General features: G+C 67.8%; 18 protein-coding genes. 15 read left to right on the top strand and 3 right to left on the bottom strand.

The window, feature by feature from the left end; all coding sequences use genetic code 11:
* Positions 1-143: 143 nt before the first annotated feature.
* Complete coding sequence (locus VK682_RS04505) at positions 144-1058, top strand: dihydrodipicolinate synthase family protein (RefSeq protein WP_165616734.1); 915 nt, start codon at positions 144-146, stop codon at positions 1056-1058.
* A gap of 77 nt (positions 1059-1135) precedes the next feature.
* Here VK682_RS04505 and VK682_RS04500 read toward each other — a convergent pair whose 3' ends face one another.
* Positions 1136-2503, bottom strand: coding sequence for an aminotransferase-like domain-containing protein (locus tag VK682_RS04500; RefSeq protein ID WP_230796302.1), 1368 nt, complete (start codon positions 2501-2503; stop codon positions 1136-1138).
* A 268-nt stretch (positions 2504-2771) separates the two neighbouring features.
* Here VK682_RS04500 and VK682_RS04495 point away from each other — a divergent pair, with 268 nt between their 5' ends.
* Genes VK682_RS04495 through VK682_RS04460 form a run of 8 tightly spaced genes read left to right on the top strand, consistent with a single transcriptional unit; the run spans position 2772 to position 9272 of the window.
* Complete coding sequence (locus tag VK682_RS04495) at positions 2772-3254, top strand: MSMEG_0572/Sll0783 family nitrogen starvation response protein (RefSeq protein ID WP_089844761.1); 483 nt, start codon at positions 2772-2774, stop codon at positions 3252-3254.
* A 59-nt stretch (positions 3255-3313) separates the two neighbouring features.
* Positions 3314-4294, top strand: a complete 981-nt coding sequence (locus tag VK682_RS04490; protein WP_230796303.1) for a Nit6803 family nitrilase — start codon at positions 3314-3316, stop codon at positions 4292-4294.
* Positions 4287-5405 (top strand): MSMEG_0568 family radical SAM protein, encoded by a 1119-nt coding sequence (locus VK682_RS04485; RefSeq protein WP_324781502.1) that lies wholly within the window; start codon positions 4287-4289, stop codon positions 5403-5405. Before VK682_RS04490 ends, VK682_RS04485 begins: the two co-directional genes overlap by 8 nt.
* A complete protein-coding gene (locus tag VK682_RS04480) occupies positions 5402-5953 on the top strand; it encodes an MSMEG_0567/Sll0786 family nitrogen starvation N-acetyltransferase (RefSeq protein ID WP_230796305.1) in 552 nt (183 codons plus the stop codon). Before VK682_RS04485 ends, VK682_RS04480 begins: the two co-directional genes overlap by 4 nt.
* Positions 5950-6918 (top strand): sll0787 family AIR synthase-like protein, encoded by a 969-nt coding sequence (locus VK682_RS04475; protein ID WP_230796307.1) that lies wholly within the window; start codon positions 5950-5952, stop codon positions 6916-6918. The genes VK682_RS04480 and VK682_RS04475 overlap by 4 nt, the downstream gene beginning before the upstream one ends.
* Positions 6911-7198, top strand: a complete 288-nt coding sequence (locus tag VK682_RS04470) for an MSMEG_0570 family nitrogen starvation response protein (protein ID WP_089844750.1) — start codon at positions 6911-6913, stop codon at positions 7196-7198. Before VK682_RS04475 ends, VK682_RS04470 begins: the two co-directional genes overlap by 8 nt.
* Positions 7199-7209: 11 nt before the next feature.
* Positions 7210-8490, top strand: coding sequence for an MSMEG_0569 family flavin-dependent oxidoreductase (locus VK682_RS04465; RefSeq protein ID WP_230796309.1), 1281 nt, complete (start codon positions 7210-7212; stop codon positions 8488-8490).
* A complete protein-coding gene (locus VK682_RS04460; RefSeq protein ID WP_230796310.1) occupies positions 8487-9272 on the top strand; it encodes a Pnap_2097 family protein in 786 nt (261 codons plus the stop codon). Before VK682_RS04465 ends, VK682_RS04460 begins: the two co-directional genes overlap by 4 nt.
* 39 nt (positions 9273-9311) lie before the next feature.
* On the opposite strand, the gene VK682_RS04455 is transcribed toward VK682_RS04460, so the two are convergent.
* Entirely contained in the window at positions 9312-10031 is a 720-nt protein-coding gene (locus VK682_RS04455; protein WP_230796311.1) for an IclR family transcriptional regulator, read from the bottom strand.
* 179 nt (positions 10032-10210) lie between these two features.
* On the opposite strand from VK682_RS04455, the gene VK682_RS04450 reads away from it, so the two are divergent.
* The 6 genes from VK682_RS04450 (at position 10211) to VK682_RS04425 (ending at position 17048) form a co-directional block, all read left to right on the top strand.
* Positions 10211-11953, top strand: a complete 1743-nt coding sequence (locus tag VK682_RS04450; RefSeq protein WP_230796312.1) for a thiamine pyrophosphate-requiring protein — start codon at positions 10211-10213, stop codon at positions 11951-11953.
* A gap of 84 nt (positions 11954-12037) precedes the next feature.
* Positions 12038-13078 carry a TRAP transporter substrate-binding protein gene (locus VK682_RS04445; protein ID WP_324781501.1) on the top strand — a complete coding sequence of 347 codons (1041 nt, stop codon included), beginning with the start codon at positions 12038-12040 and terminating at the stop codon, positions 13076-13078.
* Positions 13078-13602, top strand: a complete 525-nt coding sequence (locus VK682_RS04440; protein WP_324781500.1) for a TRAP transporter small permease — start codon at positions 13078-13080, stop codon at positions 13600-13602. Before VK682_RS04445 ends, VK682_RS04440 begins: the two co-directional genes overlap by 1 nt.
* On the top strand, positions 13595-14950 hold the full coding sequence (locus VK682_RS04435; protein WP_230796314.1) for a TRAP transporter large permease: 1356 nt from the start codon (positions 13595-13597) through the stop codon (positions 14948-14950). Before VK682_RS04440 ends, VK682_RS04435 begins: the two co-directional genes overlap by 8 nt.
* A complete protein-coding gene (locus tag VK682_RS04430) occupies positions 14938-16131 on the top strand; it encodes an alpha-hydroxy-acid oxidizing protein (protein ID WP_230796315.1) in 1194 nt (397 codons plus the stop codon). Before VK682_RS04435 ends, VK682_RS04430 begins: the two co-directional genes overlap by 13 nt.
* Complete coding sequence (locus VK682_RS04425; protein WP_230796316.1) at positions 16128-17048, top strand: ketopantoate reductase family protein; 921 nt, start codon at positions 16128-16130, stop codon at positions 17046-17048. The genes VK682_RS04430 and VK682_RS04425 overlap by 4 nt, the downstream gene beginning before the upstream one ends.
* A 60-nt stretch (positions 17049-17108) precedes the next feature.
* On the opposite strand, the gene VK682_RS04420 is transcribed toward VK682_RS04425, so the two are convergent.
* Positions 17109-18554 (bottom strand): aldehyde dehydrogenase, encoded by a 1446-nt coding sequence (locus tag VK682_RS04420; protein ID WP_230796317.1) that lies wholly within the window; start codon positions 18552-18554, stop codon positions 17109-17111.
* Positions 18555-18576: the final 22 nt, after the last annotated feature.

The raw sequence follows: 18576 nt of genomic DNA, 5'->3' as shown, positions 1-18576 counted from the left end.
GGTCACGTCCTTTCCGCCTTTGCAAGCCATGGGCCGGGTCTTGCGGTATGATCCGCATAACGATCATATTGACCACTATGTGAACAATGATACAAGAAGCACAGCGCCGCAGCCTGCCCGCGGCCAGACCCGGAGGAGGACTCATGCCTAGATTGCTGACCAAGGAAGACGTCGTCGGAATCTTTCCGCCCGTCGTATCGCCGTTCACCAAGGACGAAGAGCTGGACCTTGACGCGCTCAGGCGCGAGGTGGAGTTCAACATCTCGCTGGGGGTCACCGGGATCTGCGTCGGCGGCTCGACCGGCGAAGGGCACGCGCTCGATGCCGAGGATCTGGGCCATCTGGTCCGCACCGCGCAGGAAACCAGCGCCGGACGGGTGCCGGTCATGGCCGGGATCATCACCACCTCGACCCGCGAAGCGGTGAAGCGCGCCAAGGTCGCGCGGGACGCGGGCGCGCAATGCGTGATGGTGACGCCGCCGATCTACCAGATCTGTTCCGAAGATGGCGTCTATGATTTCTACGCGACGATCCACAAGGAATCCGGCCTGCCGACGATGGTCTATAACGTGCTGACCACGGCCCCCGTCACCGTGCCGCTGATGCAGCGCATGGCCGCGAACCAGTCAGAGACCGGGCTGATCGCCACCAAGGAATCCATCGGCGGCTCGCTGGAAACGCTGACCGCGCTGCTTGAAACCATCGGCGACAAGATCTCGGTGACCTGGGCGCATGACTGGCTGCTCTATCCCGGGCTTGCCATCGGCGCCACGGGGTCGGTTTCAGGGGCTGCGGCGCTGCTGCCGCGTCACTGCCTTGCGCTGTGGGACGCGGTGCAGACCGGCGACATCGCCAAAGCCCAGAAGCTGCATTTCGCCATCACCGACGTCTGCAGCCAGATCAGCCGCTTCAACTGGCCCGCCGGGGTCAAGGCCTGCATCAACATGCAGGGCCGCGATGTCGGCCCCTGCCGCGCCCCGTTCAACCGCGTCCCCGAAGACCAGCTGGAGCGGATCTCGGCTGCGCTGAAACGCGCCGAGGCGATGCCGCTGTCCTGACGGCGCGGCACCAGCCCGCAGACACGAAACCCACGGGGCGGCAGCCCGCCCCGTGGCAGAAGCGCCGCAGGCGCCCGTCAGCCCATGAAGGCATTGGGCGCCAGCGTGTTGCCAAGGAAGAAAAGGTTCTCCCGCAGGGCATCGCGGCTTACCGCGCCGCCAAGGCAGACCCGCAGCTTCTCTCCTGGCTCTCCTGCCACGGTAAAGGCGTCTGACGGCATGATGCCAAGCTGTCGCCCGGCCATGCGCGCCACGATATCGGCGCGGCCAGCGCCCTTTGGCAGCGTCAGCCAGATGTTGAAGGCGTTCTCGGCTGCCGCGAACTCCACCCCCTCCAGCGCTTCGCGCGCGATGGCCTGACGGGCGGCGGTCTCGGCGCGGATGAACCGGCGGATGCCGTCGGCGGTGCCATCCTCGATCCATTGCGTGGTCAGCGCCATGGACAGCGGCGAGGGCATCACCGACAGCGCCCGGATCGCCTGCGCCAGCCGGTAGGCGCAGCGCGGCGAGGGCGCGATGGTAAAGGCCAGCCGCAGCCCCGCGCCGATACATTTCGCCAGCCCGCCGATATGCCATGTCAGATCCGGCGCCGACAGCGCGATGGGGGCGGGCGCCTTGGCGGGAATGAAGCCATAAGCGTCATCCTCGATCAGGGTCAGCCCCTCGGCGCGCAGCACCTCGGCCAGCGCCAGCCGCCGGTCGACCGGAATGGTCAGGGTGGTCGGGTTCTGCAGCGTCGGGTTGAGGTAAAGCGCCTTGGGCCGGTGGCGCGCGATGGCTTCGCTCAGCGCTTCGGGCGTGACACCTTCGGCATCCATGTCGAGCCCGATCAGGGTCACCCCGAACCGCGCCGCGATGTTGCGGATGCCGGGATAGGTGACCCGTTCGCACAGCACCGTGTCGCCGGGCCTTGTGATGATCGACAGGATCGCCGCCATCGTCGCATGTGCCCCCGGCGTCACCGCGATCCGCTCCATCGAGGGCACCATGCCGCGCATGCTCAGCCAACTGGAGGCGGCGGTGCGGTCGCGGTCGGTGCCGATGGGTGCCTGATAGCGCAGCAGATCCACCAGATTGACCGACACATAGTCGAGCCCGCCCTTCATCCGCGCCACAAGATCGGGATCGCTGGGTTCTGGCGGCATGTTCATCGACAGATCCCCGGCACGGCGGCGCTCGGGGTCTTCGGCGGGGGCGGGCGCGCGGTCGGCCACGAAGGTGCCGCGCCCGACATGGCTGGCGATCAGCCCGCGCGCCTGCGCCTCGGCATAGGCGCGCGAGACGGTGGTGAAGTCGATGCCAAGCCGTGCCGCCAGCCTGCGCTGCGGCGGCAGCCGGTCCCCGCCCCCCAGCCTGCCGCTCTGGACATCGCGCGCGATGGCGTCGGCAATCGCCAGATAGCGGGGTTTTCCCGTGTCGATGGTGTCGGGCGCCCAGTCAATCATCAGCATCATCTCCTGTTGCGGCACCTCTTACCCGAATGATTCTTGCAATTGAATGGGCATTGTATGCATGGCCGCAAATACTTCCCGATGGGTGGCGCCGCGCCAGACTACAAACGCTTCTCGCTTCAGCAGAGAGCCTGGGAATCGACCAAAGATCCAGCTGATCCCGACCTTATTGCAGCCTATATTGTATGTAGATTGCACTGATGATTGATTGCATCACTCACCGCCCAGCATCCTGTCTTCACGCAGCGACAAGGAGGGCGAGATGCCAAAGGTTACCAAAGAACCACACAAGGACGGAGACTTTTTCGTCGATTACGAGGAAAAAGTGTTCGAGGACGTGAAGGCGGATGCGGGCGAAAAGGCGCTCGTCACCTTCCACACCGTCGCGTTCGAAGGCTCGATCGGGCTTGTGAACATTCTCAACGCCATCCGGCTGAACCGCAAAGGCTACGAGACCTCGATCCTGCTTTACGGCCCCGGCGTCACCCTGGGCCTGCAGCGCGGGTTCCCCACGCTGGGCGACGAGGCTTTCCCCGGTCATCAGAACTTTGCCGTGAACCTCAAGAAATTCATGGGCGAAGGCGGCAAGGTCTATGCCTGCCGCTTCGCGCTGCAGGCGCTTTACGGCCATGGCGAAGGATCGCTGCTGCCCGGCATCACCCCGATCGCGCCGCAGGACGTGCTGGACTGCATCCTGCTGCACAAGAAGGCCAATGCGGTGATCCTCGACACCTGGACCGTATGACCTTGTCTCCGGGGGCAGCCCGCCCCCGGCCCGCCTTCCCTTCCGTCACAGGCCAGCCCATGCGAACCGATACCATCCGCGCCGCCGCCGTCCAGATCGCCCCGGACCTGTCCGGGCGGGCCGGCACGATGACGCGCGTGCTCAACGCCATTGCCGAGGCCGCCGACAAGGGCGCAGAATTCATCGTCTTTCCCGAAACCTTCGTGCCTTACTACCCCTATTTCAGCTTCGTGCTGCCCCCGGTGCAGCAGGGGGCGCCGCATCTTGATCTCATGCGCGAAGCGGTGGTCGTGCCCTCTGCCGAAACGCGGGCGGTGGCCGAGGCGGCGCGCAGACGCGGCGTGGTGGTGGTGCTGGGGGTGAACGAACGCGATCACGGCTCGCTTTACAACGCGCAGCTGATCTTTGACGCGGATGGCACGCTGGCGCTGAAGCGGCGCAAGATCACCCCCACCTATCACGAACGCATGGTCTGGGGGCAGGGCGATGGCGCCGGGCTGAAGGTGGTGGAGACCCGCGTGGGCCGGGTCGGGGCGCTGGCCTGCTGGGAACACTACAACCCGCTCGCCCGCTACGCGCTGATGACCCAGCACGAGGAAATCCACGCGGGCCAGTATCCCGGCAGCCTTGTCGGCGACATCTTCCGCGACCAGATCGAGGTCACCATGCGCCACCACGCGCTGGAATCGGGCTGTTTCGTGGTCAATGCCACCGGCTGGCTGACCGAAGCGCAGATTGCCGAAATTCACCCCGATCCCAAGCTGCAGCAGGCGATGCGCAGCGGCTGCATGACCTGCATCATCTCGCCAGAGGGCCGCCATCTGGCCGAACCGCTGACAGAGGGCGAGGGCATCGTCATCGCCGATCTCGACATGCGGCTGATCGCCAAGCGCAAGCGCATGATGGACAGCGTCGGCCATTACGCCCGGCCCGAACTGCTGTCGCTGCGCCATGACACCCGCCCGGCCCCGACGCGGCACGAGCCCGCCGCCATGGCCGGGCCAGACCCAGATCCCGAGGAGGGTTGCCCCGATGCTTGATCCCGCCCAGCTTATCAACGAATTGCAGACCCATGGCATGCGGCTGGTCGATCCGCGCGCCGGGCAGGACAGCCGCCGGGGCGGCGCCGGTCCTTCCGATCACAAGGCCATCACCATCGGCGCGCGCACCGTGATGATCCCCGTGCACACCGCCCCCAGCTTCGACAGCCCCTATCTGGTGGAGGCCCCGGACGATACCGGCGCGGCCCGCGTCACCCGCGACGGCGCCGAGGTGGCGATGGTGCGCTTTCCCACCCGCGCGAAGTTCTACCAGCTCAGCACCGCCGACGGCATCCCCTACAGCCATATCGCCGCGCTGCATTCCCGCGACGTGCTGGCAACCACCGTGCTGCAGACCTGCATCCGCTATGAAAGCCGCAAGAAAACCTGCCAGTTCTGCGCCATCGGCCAGAGCCTTGCCGCCGGGCGGACCATCGCCCACAAGACCCCCGCGCAGCTGGCCGAGGTCGCCAAGGCGGCGGTGGAGCTGGACGGCGTGACCCATATGGTGCTGACCACCGGCACCCCGGCGGGCAAGGATCGCGGCGCCAAGGTTCTGTGCGACAGCGCCGTGACCATCAAGGCGGCGGTCAACCTGCCGCTGCAGGGCCAGTGCGAGCCGCCCGAGGATGACGCGTGGCATCAGCGCATGTTTGACGCCGGGATCGACACGCTGGGCATGCATCTTGAGGCCGTCACCCCCGAGGTGCGCCAGCGCATCATGCCCGGCAAGGCCAGCGTCCCGCTGGAGAAATACTTTTCCAGCTTCGAGGCGGCGGTGAGGGTCTTCGGGCGCGGGCAGGTGTCCACCTATATCCTTGCAGGACTTGGCGACACGCGCGAGGCGATCCTCGAGATGGGCGAGAAGCTGTGCGCCATGGGGGTCTATCCGTTTGTGGTGCCCTTCGTGCCGATCTCCGGCACGCCGCTGGAAAGCCATCCCGCGCCTTCGGCCGGTTTCATGGCCTCGATCCTGCGCCCGCTGGGCCAGATGATCGCGGAGGCGGGCATCCGGTCGGCGGACATGAAGGCCGGATGCGGCAAATGCGGCGCCTGTTCGGCCCTGTCCAGCTACGAGATGCTGAAGCTGCCGCAGGAGATCCGCGCATGATGGAGCTTGACCAGCGGCAGTTCCACTGTCCGGGCTATTATATCCGCGCCGTCTCCTCCCGGTTCGAGGCAGAGGGCGCGGCCAGCCTGCGCCACCGGGTGTTCGTGCAGGAACAGGGCATCTTTCCGCTGCAGGACCGCGACGCCATCGATCCGGTCGCCACGCATCTGGTGGCGCTGTCCACCTGCGCCCATGAACCCGATCAGGTGGTGGGCACCGTGCGCATCCATCAGGAGTCCCCGCGCCTGTGGTGGGGATCGCGGCTGGCCGTCGACCGCGAGTTCCGCGCGGTGGGGCGGCTGGGGGCCGAACTGATCCGGCTTGCGGTCTGCACCGCCACCGCACGCGGCTGCGACAGGTTTCTGGCGCATGTGCAGATGCAGAACGTGCCGCTGTTTCGCCGCCTGCGCTGGCGCCCGCAGCACGAGGTGACGATCCACGGCACGCCACACATGAAGATGGAGGCGGATCTGAGCCATTATCCGCCCTGTGCCGATCCGGTTACCGGCTGGTATCACCGCGCCCGCCCGCGCGAGCCCCGGCCATGACCGACAGCGCGCTGATGACGCTGGCGCAACGCCTGCGCGACCATCCCTCGATCCGGTCCAAGCTGGGCATCGCGCGCAGCACGCGGGCGCTTGGGCTGACTGCCGCCAGCCCCGGCCAGCCCGGGGACGATGCCGCAGCCCTGCCCCGCGACGGCGGCTATGACCTGCTGGCGGGCGAAGGTTTCATCCCCGCCTTCATCGCCGATGACCCGTGGTTCGCGGGCTGGTGCGCGGTGATGGTCAACCTGTCGGACATCGCCGCCATGGGGGGCCGGGCCGTGGCCATGGTCAACCAGATCTGGGCGCCGGATGCGGCAGCCGCCGCCCCGCTGCTGGCCGGGATGCGCGATGCCTCCGCCGCGTATGGCGTGCCGCTGGTGGGGGGGCACACCAACCTTGCCGCCCCCGCGCTTGGCCTTGCCGCTTCGGTCTTCGGCAGGGCGCGGTGCCTGATCTCCAGCTTTGACGCGCGGCCCGGCGATCTGCTGATCGCCGCCATCGACCAGCGCGGCAGCTATCGCAACTTCGACAATTTCTGCGCGGCACTGGACGCCCCGCCCGACCGGCTGCGCCGCGATCTGGACCTGCTGCCCGCGCTGGCAGAGGAGGGTCTGGTCCGCGCGGGCAAGGACATCAGTCAGGGCGGCATCGTCGGCACGGCGCTGATGCTGGCGGAATGCTCTGCCGTGGGGATCGACCTTGACCTCTCCAACCTGACGCCGCCGCCCCGCATCGACCGGGAGCGCTGGCTGCGCAGCTTTCCCAGCTTCGGCTTCCTGCTGGCGGTGGCACCGGATCAGGCCAATGCCGTCTGCGCGCGCTTCTGTGCCCGGGGCATCGACGCCAGCGCCATCGGGCGCGTCACCTCCGGCAGCGCGGTCACGCTCTGCGATGGCGCGGCGCAGGCGCTGTTCTGGAACCATGCCGCCACCCCCTATCTGGATCTTGGAGCCTGTCATGCCTGAAACATTCTGGACCGTCCGCTGGCCGGACGGCGCAGAGGAGCAGCTTTATTCGCCCTCCAGCGTCGTGGCCGAGATCTTTGCCCCCGGCCAGAGCTACCCCGCGCCGGACTTCCTGCAGCGCGCCCGCAGCGCGATGGAACGCGCCTCTGACCGGGTGCAGCGCAAATACGGCTTCGCCTGCAGCTCCGCGCTCGACCAGCTTGACCGGATCGAGACGCGCATCGCCCCGTTTCTGGATCAGGACGGCGCCCGCGTCACCTGCCTGACCATCTCGCAATGAGGACATTCCCCATGACAGACCAGCCGACGCCGCATAGCCCCGTCGTGATCGTCGGCGGCGGGCAGGCGGGCCTGTCCACCGCGTGGTGCCTGAAGCAGAAGGGCATCGACAGCATCGTATTCGAGCGCCACGAGAAATTCCATTCGTGGCGCCACAACCGCTGGGACAGCTTCTGCCTTGTCACGCCGAACTGGCAATGCCGCCTGCCCGATTTCCACTATGACCGCGACTATGGCGGCACCGATCCTGACGGCTTCATGCTGAAGGACCAGATCACCGCCTATCTGGACGCTTTCGCCGAGCGCACGCAGCCCGACCTGCGCGAAGGGGTCGAGGTCGCGCGGGTGGTGCCGCAGGACAGCGGCGGCTTTGTGGTGGACACCTCGATAGGACAGTGGACCTGCGATCAGGTGGTGATCGCCACCGGCGGCTATGACACGCCGATCGAGCCCGCCTATGCGCAGCGCCTTTCGCCCGGGATTTTCCAGATGCATTCGGTCGAGTACCGCAATGTCGGGCAGTTCCCCGAAGGCGGCGTGCTGATCGTCGGCACCGGCCAGTCGGGCGTACAGCTGATGGAGGATTTTCTGCGGGCGGGTCGCGACGTGCATCTGGCCGTCGGCCCCGCGCCGCGCAGCCCGCGCAGATATCGCGGACGCGACGCCACCGACTGGCTGCAGGAGGCCGGGCATTACGCCATCACCATCGCCCGCCATCCCGATCCGGTCAAGGCCGTGACCCAGACCAACCACTACATGTCGGGCCGCGACGGCGGCAAGGAAATCGACCTGCGCCGCGTCCATGTCGATCATGGCGTGCAGCTTTATGGCTCGCTGGCGGATATGGACGGCCCCAAGGCACGCTTCCTGCCGGATCTGGCCAAGAACCTCGACGATGCCGACCGCTCCTATCTTGGCATCCGCGCCCAGATCGATGCGTATATCGCGCGCGAAGGCATCGACGCGCCCGAAGAGCCGCCTTTTGAAAAGGTCTGGACCCCGGAGGAGGAGCGGACCGAGCTTGACCTTGCCGAGGCGGGGATCACGTCGGTGCTCTGGGCAATCGGGTTTCGCCCCGATTATGGGTGGATCGAGGCTGATGTCTTCGATGCGCGCGGCAAGCCGGTGTTTGACCGGGGCGTGACCGCGCATCGCGGGCTGCATTTTATCGGGCTGGGCTGGCTGCATACATGGGGGTCGGGGCGGTTTCTGGGCATCGAGGAAGACAGCCGCCATCTTGCCGGACAGATCGCGGCGCAGCTGGCCATGCCCGCACGGCGGGTGGCCGGATGAGGGCCCGCACCGCGCTGCGCAGCGTGGGCGGCCCGCGCCGGGTCGAACGGCGAGAGAGCCTGTCGCTGGGCATGGCGATGCTGTCGCCTTTCGGACTGTCTGAACAATGGCTGCTGCGCGACGCGGGCGACCGGCACTGGACGCTGATCGCGGACGCGCTTGGCCAGTCCGGCATCGCCTTTCGCGACGCGGAGGGGCATCCGGTCTATGCCGCCTTCTGCGCCACCGAGCTGACGCTGGCTCGCCCCTCCCGCCCGCTGCTTGGCACCGGGATCGAGATCACCTCGACCCTGCATGTGGTGGCGGCGAACCGCATCGGGTCGGAGCATCACATCGCAGGCGCGGAGGGCTGGCTGGGAACGCTGCGGATGATCAGCTGCTTTCTGCGCCATGACGGCAGCGGATCGAACCGCAGGCTGCTGCGCAGCAGCCTGCCCGGGCTGGACGATCTGGCCGCCGCCACCCCCGGGCTGGACCGGCAGCACGCCCGCGCCCGCACGCTGGCCCGCCAGAGCCGCGACACGCCCGCCACGGGGCCCGAGCTGCTGGTGCAGACGCCGGTTCCGGCGCTGGATTTCAACGCGGTGGGGCTGCTGTATTTCCCGACCTTCTCAAGGCTCGCCGAAGCGGCCCGGCCCTGCCCTGCGCCGCTCACGGGGCGCGAGGTGGTCTATCTGGGCAATCTTGACCAAGGCGAGCATGTAACGGTCAGGGCCGCCGCGACCGGGCTGCAGATCACCTCTGGCCCGCGCCTGCTGGCCTTGGTCGAAACCACCTGCTGAGCCGCACTTACCACGACAGGGGTGCAACCGCCCGTCCCGTCACTGCGCCAGCGTCTGTGAAATCCGCTCCGCCGTGTCCAGCAGCATGGGCAGGGCATGGGCCAGCATCGCCTCGTCAAAGCGGTGTTCCATGCCGAAAATGCTCAGGGTCAGGGGCATGGCGCCCTCGGCGTCGCGCACCGGCACCGCGATGGCGCCGATGCCGTCATTCGCCTCGCCATTGTTGGTGGAAAACCCCTGCCCCCGGATCTGGTCAAGCAGCGTCGCACTGACATCGCAGTCGCCGCCGCAGCGGTCGTTGCGCATCGCCTCGGTCATCGTAGACAGCCAGAGCTTGCCATGGGCGGTGCGGTCGATGGCCAGCACCGTGCCCACCGTGATGTCGACCGAGATCGGGCGGTTCGATTTCGCCACGGCGATGCAGGTCGGGCCGGACATGCCCAGACGGCACACCATGACGGATTCGTTCACCTCCTGCGCAAGGCTCTGGATCAGCGGGCGGATGCGCGAAACCGAAGGCGCGCAGGCCTGCGCGGCAAAGCCCAGATCATCGATCAGCGGACCCAGCGAATAATAGCCCCGCCGGTAGCTGCTCAGCGCCCCCGCCGCGACGAGGGTCATCAGGAAACGGTGCGCCGTGGCCGTGTTGGTGTCGAGCGCCTCCGCCACAATGGCCGTCGTGATCTCTGGCTGCTGCGGCGAGACCAGCCTCAGGATCGAAAAGGCTTTCAGCACTGAAGCGTTGAGGGGGGTCGACACGCAGGGGCCTCCGTTTGCGGGCAAGTCCTTTTGGTCGCCCAGCATAGCTGCCGCTTGACACAAGCCAAGGCGGTAAATTACATTTAATGAGAAGACTATCTCATATATTGAGATTTGTAAAGAATCTGCGCGAAGATGGCGCAAACGACCTCCGGACGGTCGAGGGAAGGAGCCAGCACATGGCAAAGGATGCACCTGTCCACCCGCCGCAGGCGCTGAGCGCGGGCGGCGCGATGTTCGGCAAGCTCAAGGCGCTTGGCATCGACCATGTCTTCGTCAATTCCGGCACCGACTTTCCGCCGATCATCGAAGGGCTGATTGCCGCCGGGCATCAGGCGGTGGATCTGCCCACCCCCGTCACCGTTCCGCACGAGATGGCCGCCGTCAGCATGGCGCATGGCTATTACCAGATGTCCGGGCGTCCGCAGTCGGTGATGCTGCACACCAATGTCGGGCTGTCCAACGGCGCGACCGGGGCGATCAACGCCTCCTGCGACCATATCCCGATGCTGCTGATGTCGGGGCGCACCCCGGTCACCGAACAGGACCGCTTTGGCGCCCGCACCGTGCCCATCGGCTGGGGGCAGGAGATGTTCGACCAGACCGCACTGGTGCGCGAGGCCAGCAAATGGGATTACGAACTGCGCTTCCCCGAACAGGTCACCGGCCTTTTTGACCGGGCATGGGCCATCGCCAATTCCACGCCGAAAGGCCCGGTCTATCTGAGCCTGCCCCGTGAGGTGCTGTGCGAACCCACGCCGCCGGAAGGGCTCGATGCGCCCTCTTCCATGGCGCCGGTGATCACCGCCCCGCCGCCCGAGGTGCTGGCGCAGGCGGCAGAGCTGCTGGCGGGCGCAAAATCCCCGCTCATCATCAGCCAGCGCGGCACCGGCACGCAGGCGGCGTTTGACGCGCTGTCCGGCTTTGTCACCGACTGGGCGCTGCCCGTGTCGCAGTACTGGGCCAACCAGCTGAGCCTGCCGCTGGATCACCCGATGCAGGTCGGCTGGGATCACGACGCGCTGCTGGAAGAGGCAGACGTGGTGCTGGTGATCAACAGCCTTGCCCCGTGGTGGCCGGACCGCGTGTCGCTGCGCCCGGACTGCAAGGTGATCCAGCTGGGGCCGGATCCGCTGTTCTCGCGCACGCCGGTGCGCAATTTCCGTGCAGATCTGGTGCTGCCCGGCGAGACCGGCCCGACCATTCTGGCGCTGATCCGCGCGATGGCCGGGCCAGACAGGCAGGCGGAGGAGGAGATCGCGGCGCGGCGCCAGAGGATCACCGCCCTGACCACCGCCAGCCGCGCCGCGATCCGCAGCCGGGCGGAGGCGGGCAACCGGGGCCCGATGACCAAGGACTGGGTCAGCCTCTGCCTTGGCGAGGCGATCCGCGCCCGCAAGGCCGCAACCGGCCAGCTGTCGACCGTGTATCATGAACTCGGCTGCCCGCTGCTGCCGCTGGGGCTGGAAGATCACCTGTCCTATTTTCAGGAACCGCATTCCGGCGGGCTCGGCTGGGGCTTTCCTGCGGCCCTTGGCGCGCAGATGGCGGCACCGGAACGGCTGGTCTTCGCCACCATGGGCGATGGCAGCTACATGTTCGCCAATCCCACCGTCTGCCATCAGGTCGCCGAGGCGCTGGACCTGCCGGTGATCGTGCTGGTGCTCAACAACGAGGAATGGGGCGCCGTGCGCCAGTCGGTGTCGGGGCTTTATGCCGACGGTCTCGCCGCCAAGGCGAACGAGGTGCCGCTGACCTCGCTCAAACCCTCGCCCGATTTCACCCGCACCGCCGAGGCCAGCCGCGCCTATACCGAAAGCGTCACCCAAGGCGCCGATCTGCCCGCAGCGCTGGACCGCGCGATCCGGGTGGCCACCGAAGAACGGCGGCAGGTGCTGCTGAACATTGCGATAGAACGCTGAAGGATTTCGGGCCCTGCCAGAGGAGGCGGGGCCGGGACGCCGGGACCGGCAGATGCCGGCCCATCATTCCAGGGAGGAACGATCATGACCACCAAGACACCCCACGCCGTTGCGGCTGCGGTTGCGGCCCTGCTGGGCTCCACCGCTGCGGTCAGCGCCGCCGAGTTCGAATTCAAGCTGCATCATTTCCTGAGCGCCACCGCCCCGGCGCAGACCGCCATGCTGGAGCCTTGGGCCGAGCGGATCGAAGCCGCAACCGATGGCCGCGTGAACATCGAGATCTTCCCGTCGATGACGCTGGGGGGCCGCCCGCCGGAACTGATCTCGCAGGTGCGCGACGGGGTGGTCGATCTGATCTGGACCACCAATGGCTACACGCCGGGCCTGTTCCCCCGGACCGAGGTGTTCGAACTGCCGACGATCTTCAAGAATGACCCCGCAGCGGTCAACCTTGCCATCGACGATGTCTTTGACGACATGCTGGCCGAGGAGTTTCAGGGCGTCGAGGTGATGTTCCTGCATGCCCATGCCGGACAGGGCATCCACATGCGCGACACGCTGGTCCGCAGCCCCGCCGATCTGGCCGGCAAGAAGATCCGCATCCCCACCCGCACCGGCGCATGGACGATCGAGGCGCTTGGCGCCTCTCCCGCCGCGATGCCCGCGCCCGAACTGCCGCCCGCCCTGCAGAAGGGCGTCGTGGACGGCGCCTTCATCCCGTGGGAGATCATTCCGGCGCTGAAGGTGCAGGACCAGACCCAGTATCAGATCGAAGGCCATGACGAGGCCCGCTGGGGCAGCACCATCTTTCAGGTCTCCATGAACAAGGCCCGCTGGGACAGCCTGCCCGAGGACATCCAGCAGGCGTTCCGCGATGCCTCCGGGCGCGAATGGCTGGACGAGGTGGGCCAGATCTGGCGCGATGTCGATGATGCCGGGATCAAGGTCGCCGTCGAGGCGGGCAACGAGCATATCGTGCTGACCGAGGAAGAGACCGCCGCCTTTGACGAGGTGCTGGCCCCGGTCGTCGACCGCTGGATCGAGGAGGTTTCCAGCAAGGGCATCGACGGTCAGGCACTGGTCGAGGCCGCCCGCGCGGGCATCGCAGACCACGCGACGCGCTGATGGCCGCCCCATCGGTCATGTTCGGCACCGGGTTTCCCGGTGCCGTCCGCCGCATCACCACGCTCTGGGCCATATTCGGCGGGCTGGTGCTGTTTGCGGTGGTGTCGATCAACATGTTTTCGGTGATTGGGGGCATCTTCGGCCACCCCTTCCCCGGAGATTTCGAACTGACGGAGATGGGCGTCGCCGTGGCGGCCTTCGCCTTTCTGCCCTACTGCCAGTCCATGGGCGCCAACGTGACCGCTGACATCTTCACCGCCGGGATGCGGCCCGGCCTCATCGCCCTGCTGACCCTGCTGGGCAGTCTGGTCGCGCTGGCCTTCGCGGGCCTGCTGATCTGGCGGATGTATCTGGGCATGCTGGACCAGAAGACTTACGACTACACCACGGCGATCCTGCAGATCCCGATCTGGTATGCCTATGTGCCGGTGCTGATCTCGCTGGCACTGCTGGCGCTGGCCGCGCTGGCCTCCGTTCTTGAAAACCTTTCCGGCAAGACGCAGGGAGACGGCGCCCATGTCTGACGCTTTGATCTACGGGCTGGCGGGGCTGGGGGCGCTTGTCGGGCTCATCATGATCCGCATGCCCGTCGCCTATGCGATGATCCTTGTGGGCGGCATCGGCACGCTGCTGCTCAACGGTCCGGGGCTGGTGCTGAGCCAGCTCAAGACGCTGGCCTACGGGCAGTTCTCGATCTATGACCTGTCGGTTGTGCCGATGTTCGTGCTGATGGGCGCCATCGCCTCGCGCATCGGGCTGTCGCAGGCGCTGTTCCGCGCGGCGAATGCGTGGATGGGCTGGCTGCCCGGCGGCACCGCCATGGCCGCCATCGCGGGCTGCGCCGGGTTCGGCGCGGTCTGCGGATCGTCGCTCGCCACCGCCTCGACCATGGGCAAGGTCGCCCTGCCGGAGCTGCGCCGCTACAAGTTCTCCGGCGCGCTGGCCACCGGCACGCTGGCCGCAGGCGGGGTGCTGGGCATCCTCATTCCGCCCTCGGTGGTGCTGATCGTCTACGCGATCACGGTCGAGGCCAATATCGTGACGATGTTCATGGCGGCGATGATCCCCGGCCTGCTGGCGGTGATCATGTTCCTGCTGACCATCGCCGCCTATGTCGCCATCCGCCCCGAGGCGGGCCCCCGCGGCAAGACCCCCGAACGCCGCGAACTGGTCGAGGCCAGCATCGGCGTGATCCCGGTCTTCCTGATCTTCGGGCTGGTGATCGGCGGCATCTATGCGGGGCTGTTCAATCCCACCCCGGCGGCGGCGGTCGGCGTTTTCCTCGTGCTGGCCTATGGTCTTGTGCAGCGCCGCATCTCGCTTTCCGACCTGCGGGAGACGCTGCTGGAAACCGCCTCCACCAGCGGCATGATCTATCTGATCCTGCTCGGGGCGGAGATGCTCAAGATCTTCATGTCGCGCTCCGGCCTGCCGCAGGAAGCGGCGACCTGGATTGCCACCTCGGGTCTGGCGCCGATGACGGTGCTGGTGATCCTGCTGGTCGCGCTGATCCTGCTGGGCTGCCTGATGGACAGCCTGTCGATGATCCTGCTGGTGATCCCCTTCTTCTGGCCCGTCCTGCAGGAGATCAATGGCGGCGTCTATCAGGGCGCCGATGGCGCGGGCTTCGGCATGAGCACCGAGGATCTCAAGGTCTGGTTCGGCATTCTCGCGCTCATTGTGGTGGAACTGGGTCTGATCACCCCGCCGGTGGGCATGAACGTCTTCGTCATCTCGTCGCTGGACCGCGACACCCCGATGATCGAGACCTTCAAGGGCGTGATGCCGTTCTTCGGGGCGGAACTGGTGCGGGTCGCGCTGCTGCTGCTGTTCCCGGTGCTGACGCTGGGGCTGCCCGCGTGGTTGTCCTGACCCCGCTCCCGGATCTGGCGGCCTACCGCCGCCGCGCCGCCCGCCACCTGCCCCGCATGGTCATGGATTATGTGGACGGCGCGGCGGGGGAGGAGCGCGGGCTGGACCGCAACCGCGCCGCCTTTGCCCGCACGCTCTTCGTGCCGCGCCGCCTGACCGACGTCTCGCGCCGCGAGGCTGGCGTCACGCTCTGGGGGCGGGACTACCCCCTGCCCCTCGCGATTGCCCCCATGGGCCTGACCGGGGTGCTGCGTCCGGAGGGCGACCTGATGCTGGCGCGGGCGGCGGGACAGGCGGGCATTCCCTTCTGCCTCTCCACCGCCTCCACCTCCAGCATCGAGGAGGTGGCCCGGGCGGGGGATGGCGAAAAATGGTTTCAGCTTTACGTGCTGCACCGGGATCAGGCGCGGCTCTTTGTCCGCCGCGCGCTGGCGGCGGGTTACACCACGCTGATCCTGACCGTGGACGTGCCGGTCAATGGCAGACGCCTGCGCGACCGGCGCTCCGGCTTCAAGGTGCCGTTCCGGCTGACGCCGCGCATCGCGCTGGATGCCGCGCTGCATCCGGCATGGACCATGGCGCAGCTGCGCCACGGCCTGCCGCAGCTCGCCAGCTTCGCCTCGGCGGAGGCGGCGGATGCCTCGACGCAGGCGGCGCTGCTGAACCGGCAGATGGATGCGGGCTTTGACTGGGTGGCGCTGGCGGAGCTGCGCGCGCTCTGGCCGCACCGGCTGGTGCTCAAGGGGCTCACCTCTGCCGCCGAACTGGCCCGCGCCGAAGCGGCGGGCTGTGACGCGGTGATCCTGTCGAACCATGGCGCGCGCCAGCTGGAGGATGTGGCGGCCCCTTTCGACACGCTGCGCAGCGTTCAGGGCCGCACCGCGCTGCCGCTGCTGCTCGACAGCGGGATCCGCAGCGGCGAGGATGTGGTGAAGGCGCTCGCCGCCGGGGCGCGCATGTGCCTGCTGGGACGCGCCGCGCTTTACGGGCTGGGCGCCCGGGGCGAGGCCGGGGTGCGCGAGGTCATCGCGATGATCGCCGCCGAGATCGACACGACGCTGGCCCTTCTGGGCTGCCCCAAGGCCCGCGATCTGGGCCCCGAGCATATCCAGGCCGAAGCGCCCCCCGCCACGGACCGCCCGGACGGACTTTCGACGCAGCCCCAGAGGATCCGCGCATGACACAGCCCCTTTCCATCGGCATTCTGGGCGCGGGGGCCATGGGGTCGTTCTTTGGCGGCAGCATGGCCGAGGCCGGTCAGGACGTGACGCTGATCGACCTTGACGCCGCGCATGTCGGGGCGGTTGCGGCGCGGGGCCTGTCGCTGACCGTCAACGGACAGACCCGCACCGTGTGGCCCAAGGCGGTGCTGCCGCAGGAGGCGCGGCAGGTCTTCGACATCGTGCTGGTCTTCACCAAGACCATGCACAGCGCCGCCGCCCTGCGCGGCATCGCCGCCTGCATCGGCCCCGCCACCCGGCTCATCAGCCTGCAAAACGGCCTTGGCACCGATGCGGCGCTGCTGGCCCATGCCCCGCCCGAGCGGGTGTTTGTCGGGGTGACCACCTATCCCGCCGATCTGCACGGCCCCGGGCAGGTCTCCTCTGCGGGCGCGGGCCACATCCGGCTTGCCCCCCGCGCGCCCTGCGACACCGGCGATCTGGACCGGATCTTCGCCGCGGCGGGGCTCGTGCTCGACATCGACCCGGGCATCGACATCGCCATCTGGGAAAAGGTCGCGTTCAACGCCGCGCTGAATGCGCTCTGCGCCGTCACCGGCGATCCGGTCGGACGGATCGGCGCCATGCCCGACACCCGCGCGCTGGCCTTCGCCATGGTGGAAGAAGCCTGCCGCACCGCCCATGCCGCAGGCATCGCCGTGGATCCCGCCCGCATCCGCGACACCGTGTCTTACGCGCTGGCCCATCATGGCGCGCACAAACCGTCGATGCTGCAGGACATCGAGGCGGGGCGCGCGACCGAGATCGACACCATCACCGGCGGCATCGTGGCGAAAGCCGAGGCGCTGGGGATCGAGGTGCCGGTCTGCCGCACCCTGCTGGCGCTTGTCCGCCATATCGAGGCCGCCCGCCGCTGAGAGACGCAAAAAAGGCCGCCCCGGAGGGCGGCCTCGTCCTGTCGCGTCTGCGCCCGCTCCTCAGAACGGGAAATGCTGGTGCGGATCCTCGATCGTGACCCAGCGGATCGAGGTGAAGGCATCGATGCCCGCCTTGCCCCCGAACCGGCCATAGCCCGAATCCTTCACGCCGCCGAAGGGCATCTGCGCCTCGTCGGACACGGTGGGGCCGTTGATGTGGCAGATGCCGCTTTCGATCCGGTCCGCCACCGACAGCGCGCGGGTGATGTCAGAGCCATAGACCGCGGCAGACAGCCCGTATTGCGTGTCATTGGCCACCGCCACGGCCTCGTCGTCATCCTTGACGCGGATGATCGGCTTGACCGGGCCAAAGCTCTCCTCGGCATAGATGGTCATGTCCGGGGTGACGTGATCGATCAGCGTGGCCGCGACCACGGCGCCGTCGCGGGTGCCGCCCGCGATGACCTTGCCGCCCTTGGCGACGGCATCGGCGATGATGCGGTCCATCTTCTCGGCGGCCTCCGGGGTCACCAGCGCGCCCAGCACGACCTTGTCGCGCGGATTGCCTGCGGGCAGGGCGCTGGTCTTTTCGGCAAGCGCCGCGATGAAGCGGTCGGCGATGCCCTCATGCACGATGATCCGCTCGGTCGACATGCAGATCTGGCCCTGGTTCATGAAGGCGCCAAAGGCCGCGCCGTTCACCGCCGCCTCGACATCGGCATCGTCCAGAATGACCAGCGGCGCCTTGCCGCCCAGTTCCAGCAGCACCGGCTTCAGCACCGCCGCCGCCTTCTGCGCGATGATCCGGCCCACGCCGGTGGAGCCGGTGAAGTTGATGTGCCGCACCTCGGGCGCCTCGATCAGCGCCGCGACCACCTCCGCCGCATCTTCGGGCGCGTTGGTCACCACGTTCACCACGCCTTCGGGGAAGCCCGCGCGGCGGAAGGCCTCGCCGATGGCCAGATGGGTGGCGGGGCACAGTTCCGATGCCTTCAGCACCACGGTATTGCCGCAGGCGACCGCCGTTGCCACCGCGCGGGTGCCAAGGATCACCGGCGCGTTCCAAGGCGCAATGCCAAGGCAGACCCCCAGCGGCTTGCGCTGCGCCATGGCCAGCGTGCCGGGCTTGTTGGCGGGGATCACCTCGCCGGTGATCATCGTGGTGATGGAGGCAGCCTCGCGCAGCATGTTGGCGGCGAGCATGCAGTTGAACCCGATCCACGGGCCGGTGGCGCCGGTTTCGGCGATGGCTGTCGCGATGATCTCCGGGGTCATCGCGTCCATCTCTTCGGCCGCCTTCAGCAGCAGGGCGCGGCGCTTGGCGGGCGCGGTGGCCGCCCAAGCCGGAAAGGCGGCGGCGGCGGCGCGGGCGGCAGCCTGCGCATCCGCGACGCTGGCGGCGGGGGCGATGGTGGCCACCTCGCCGGTGACCGGGTCGCGGCGGTCATAGGTGCGCCCGTCGGTGGCGGCAGTGTCCTTGCCGCCGATAAGCATGGATATGGTCATGATGTCCTTCCTCCTGAAGTCT

The sequence above is a fragment of the Salipiger marinus genome (assembly GCF_035481585.1).
Lineage (GTDB): Bacteria > Pseudomonadota > Alphaproteobacteria > Rhodobacterales > Rhodobacteraceae > Salipiger > Salipiger marinus.
The sequence above is the reverse complement of the archived record's forward strand: the minus strand, read 5'-3'. Positions and strand labels throughout refer to the sequence as shown.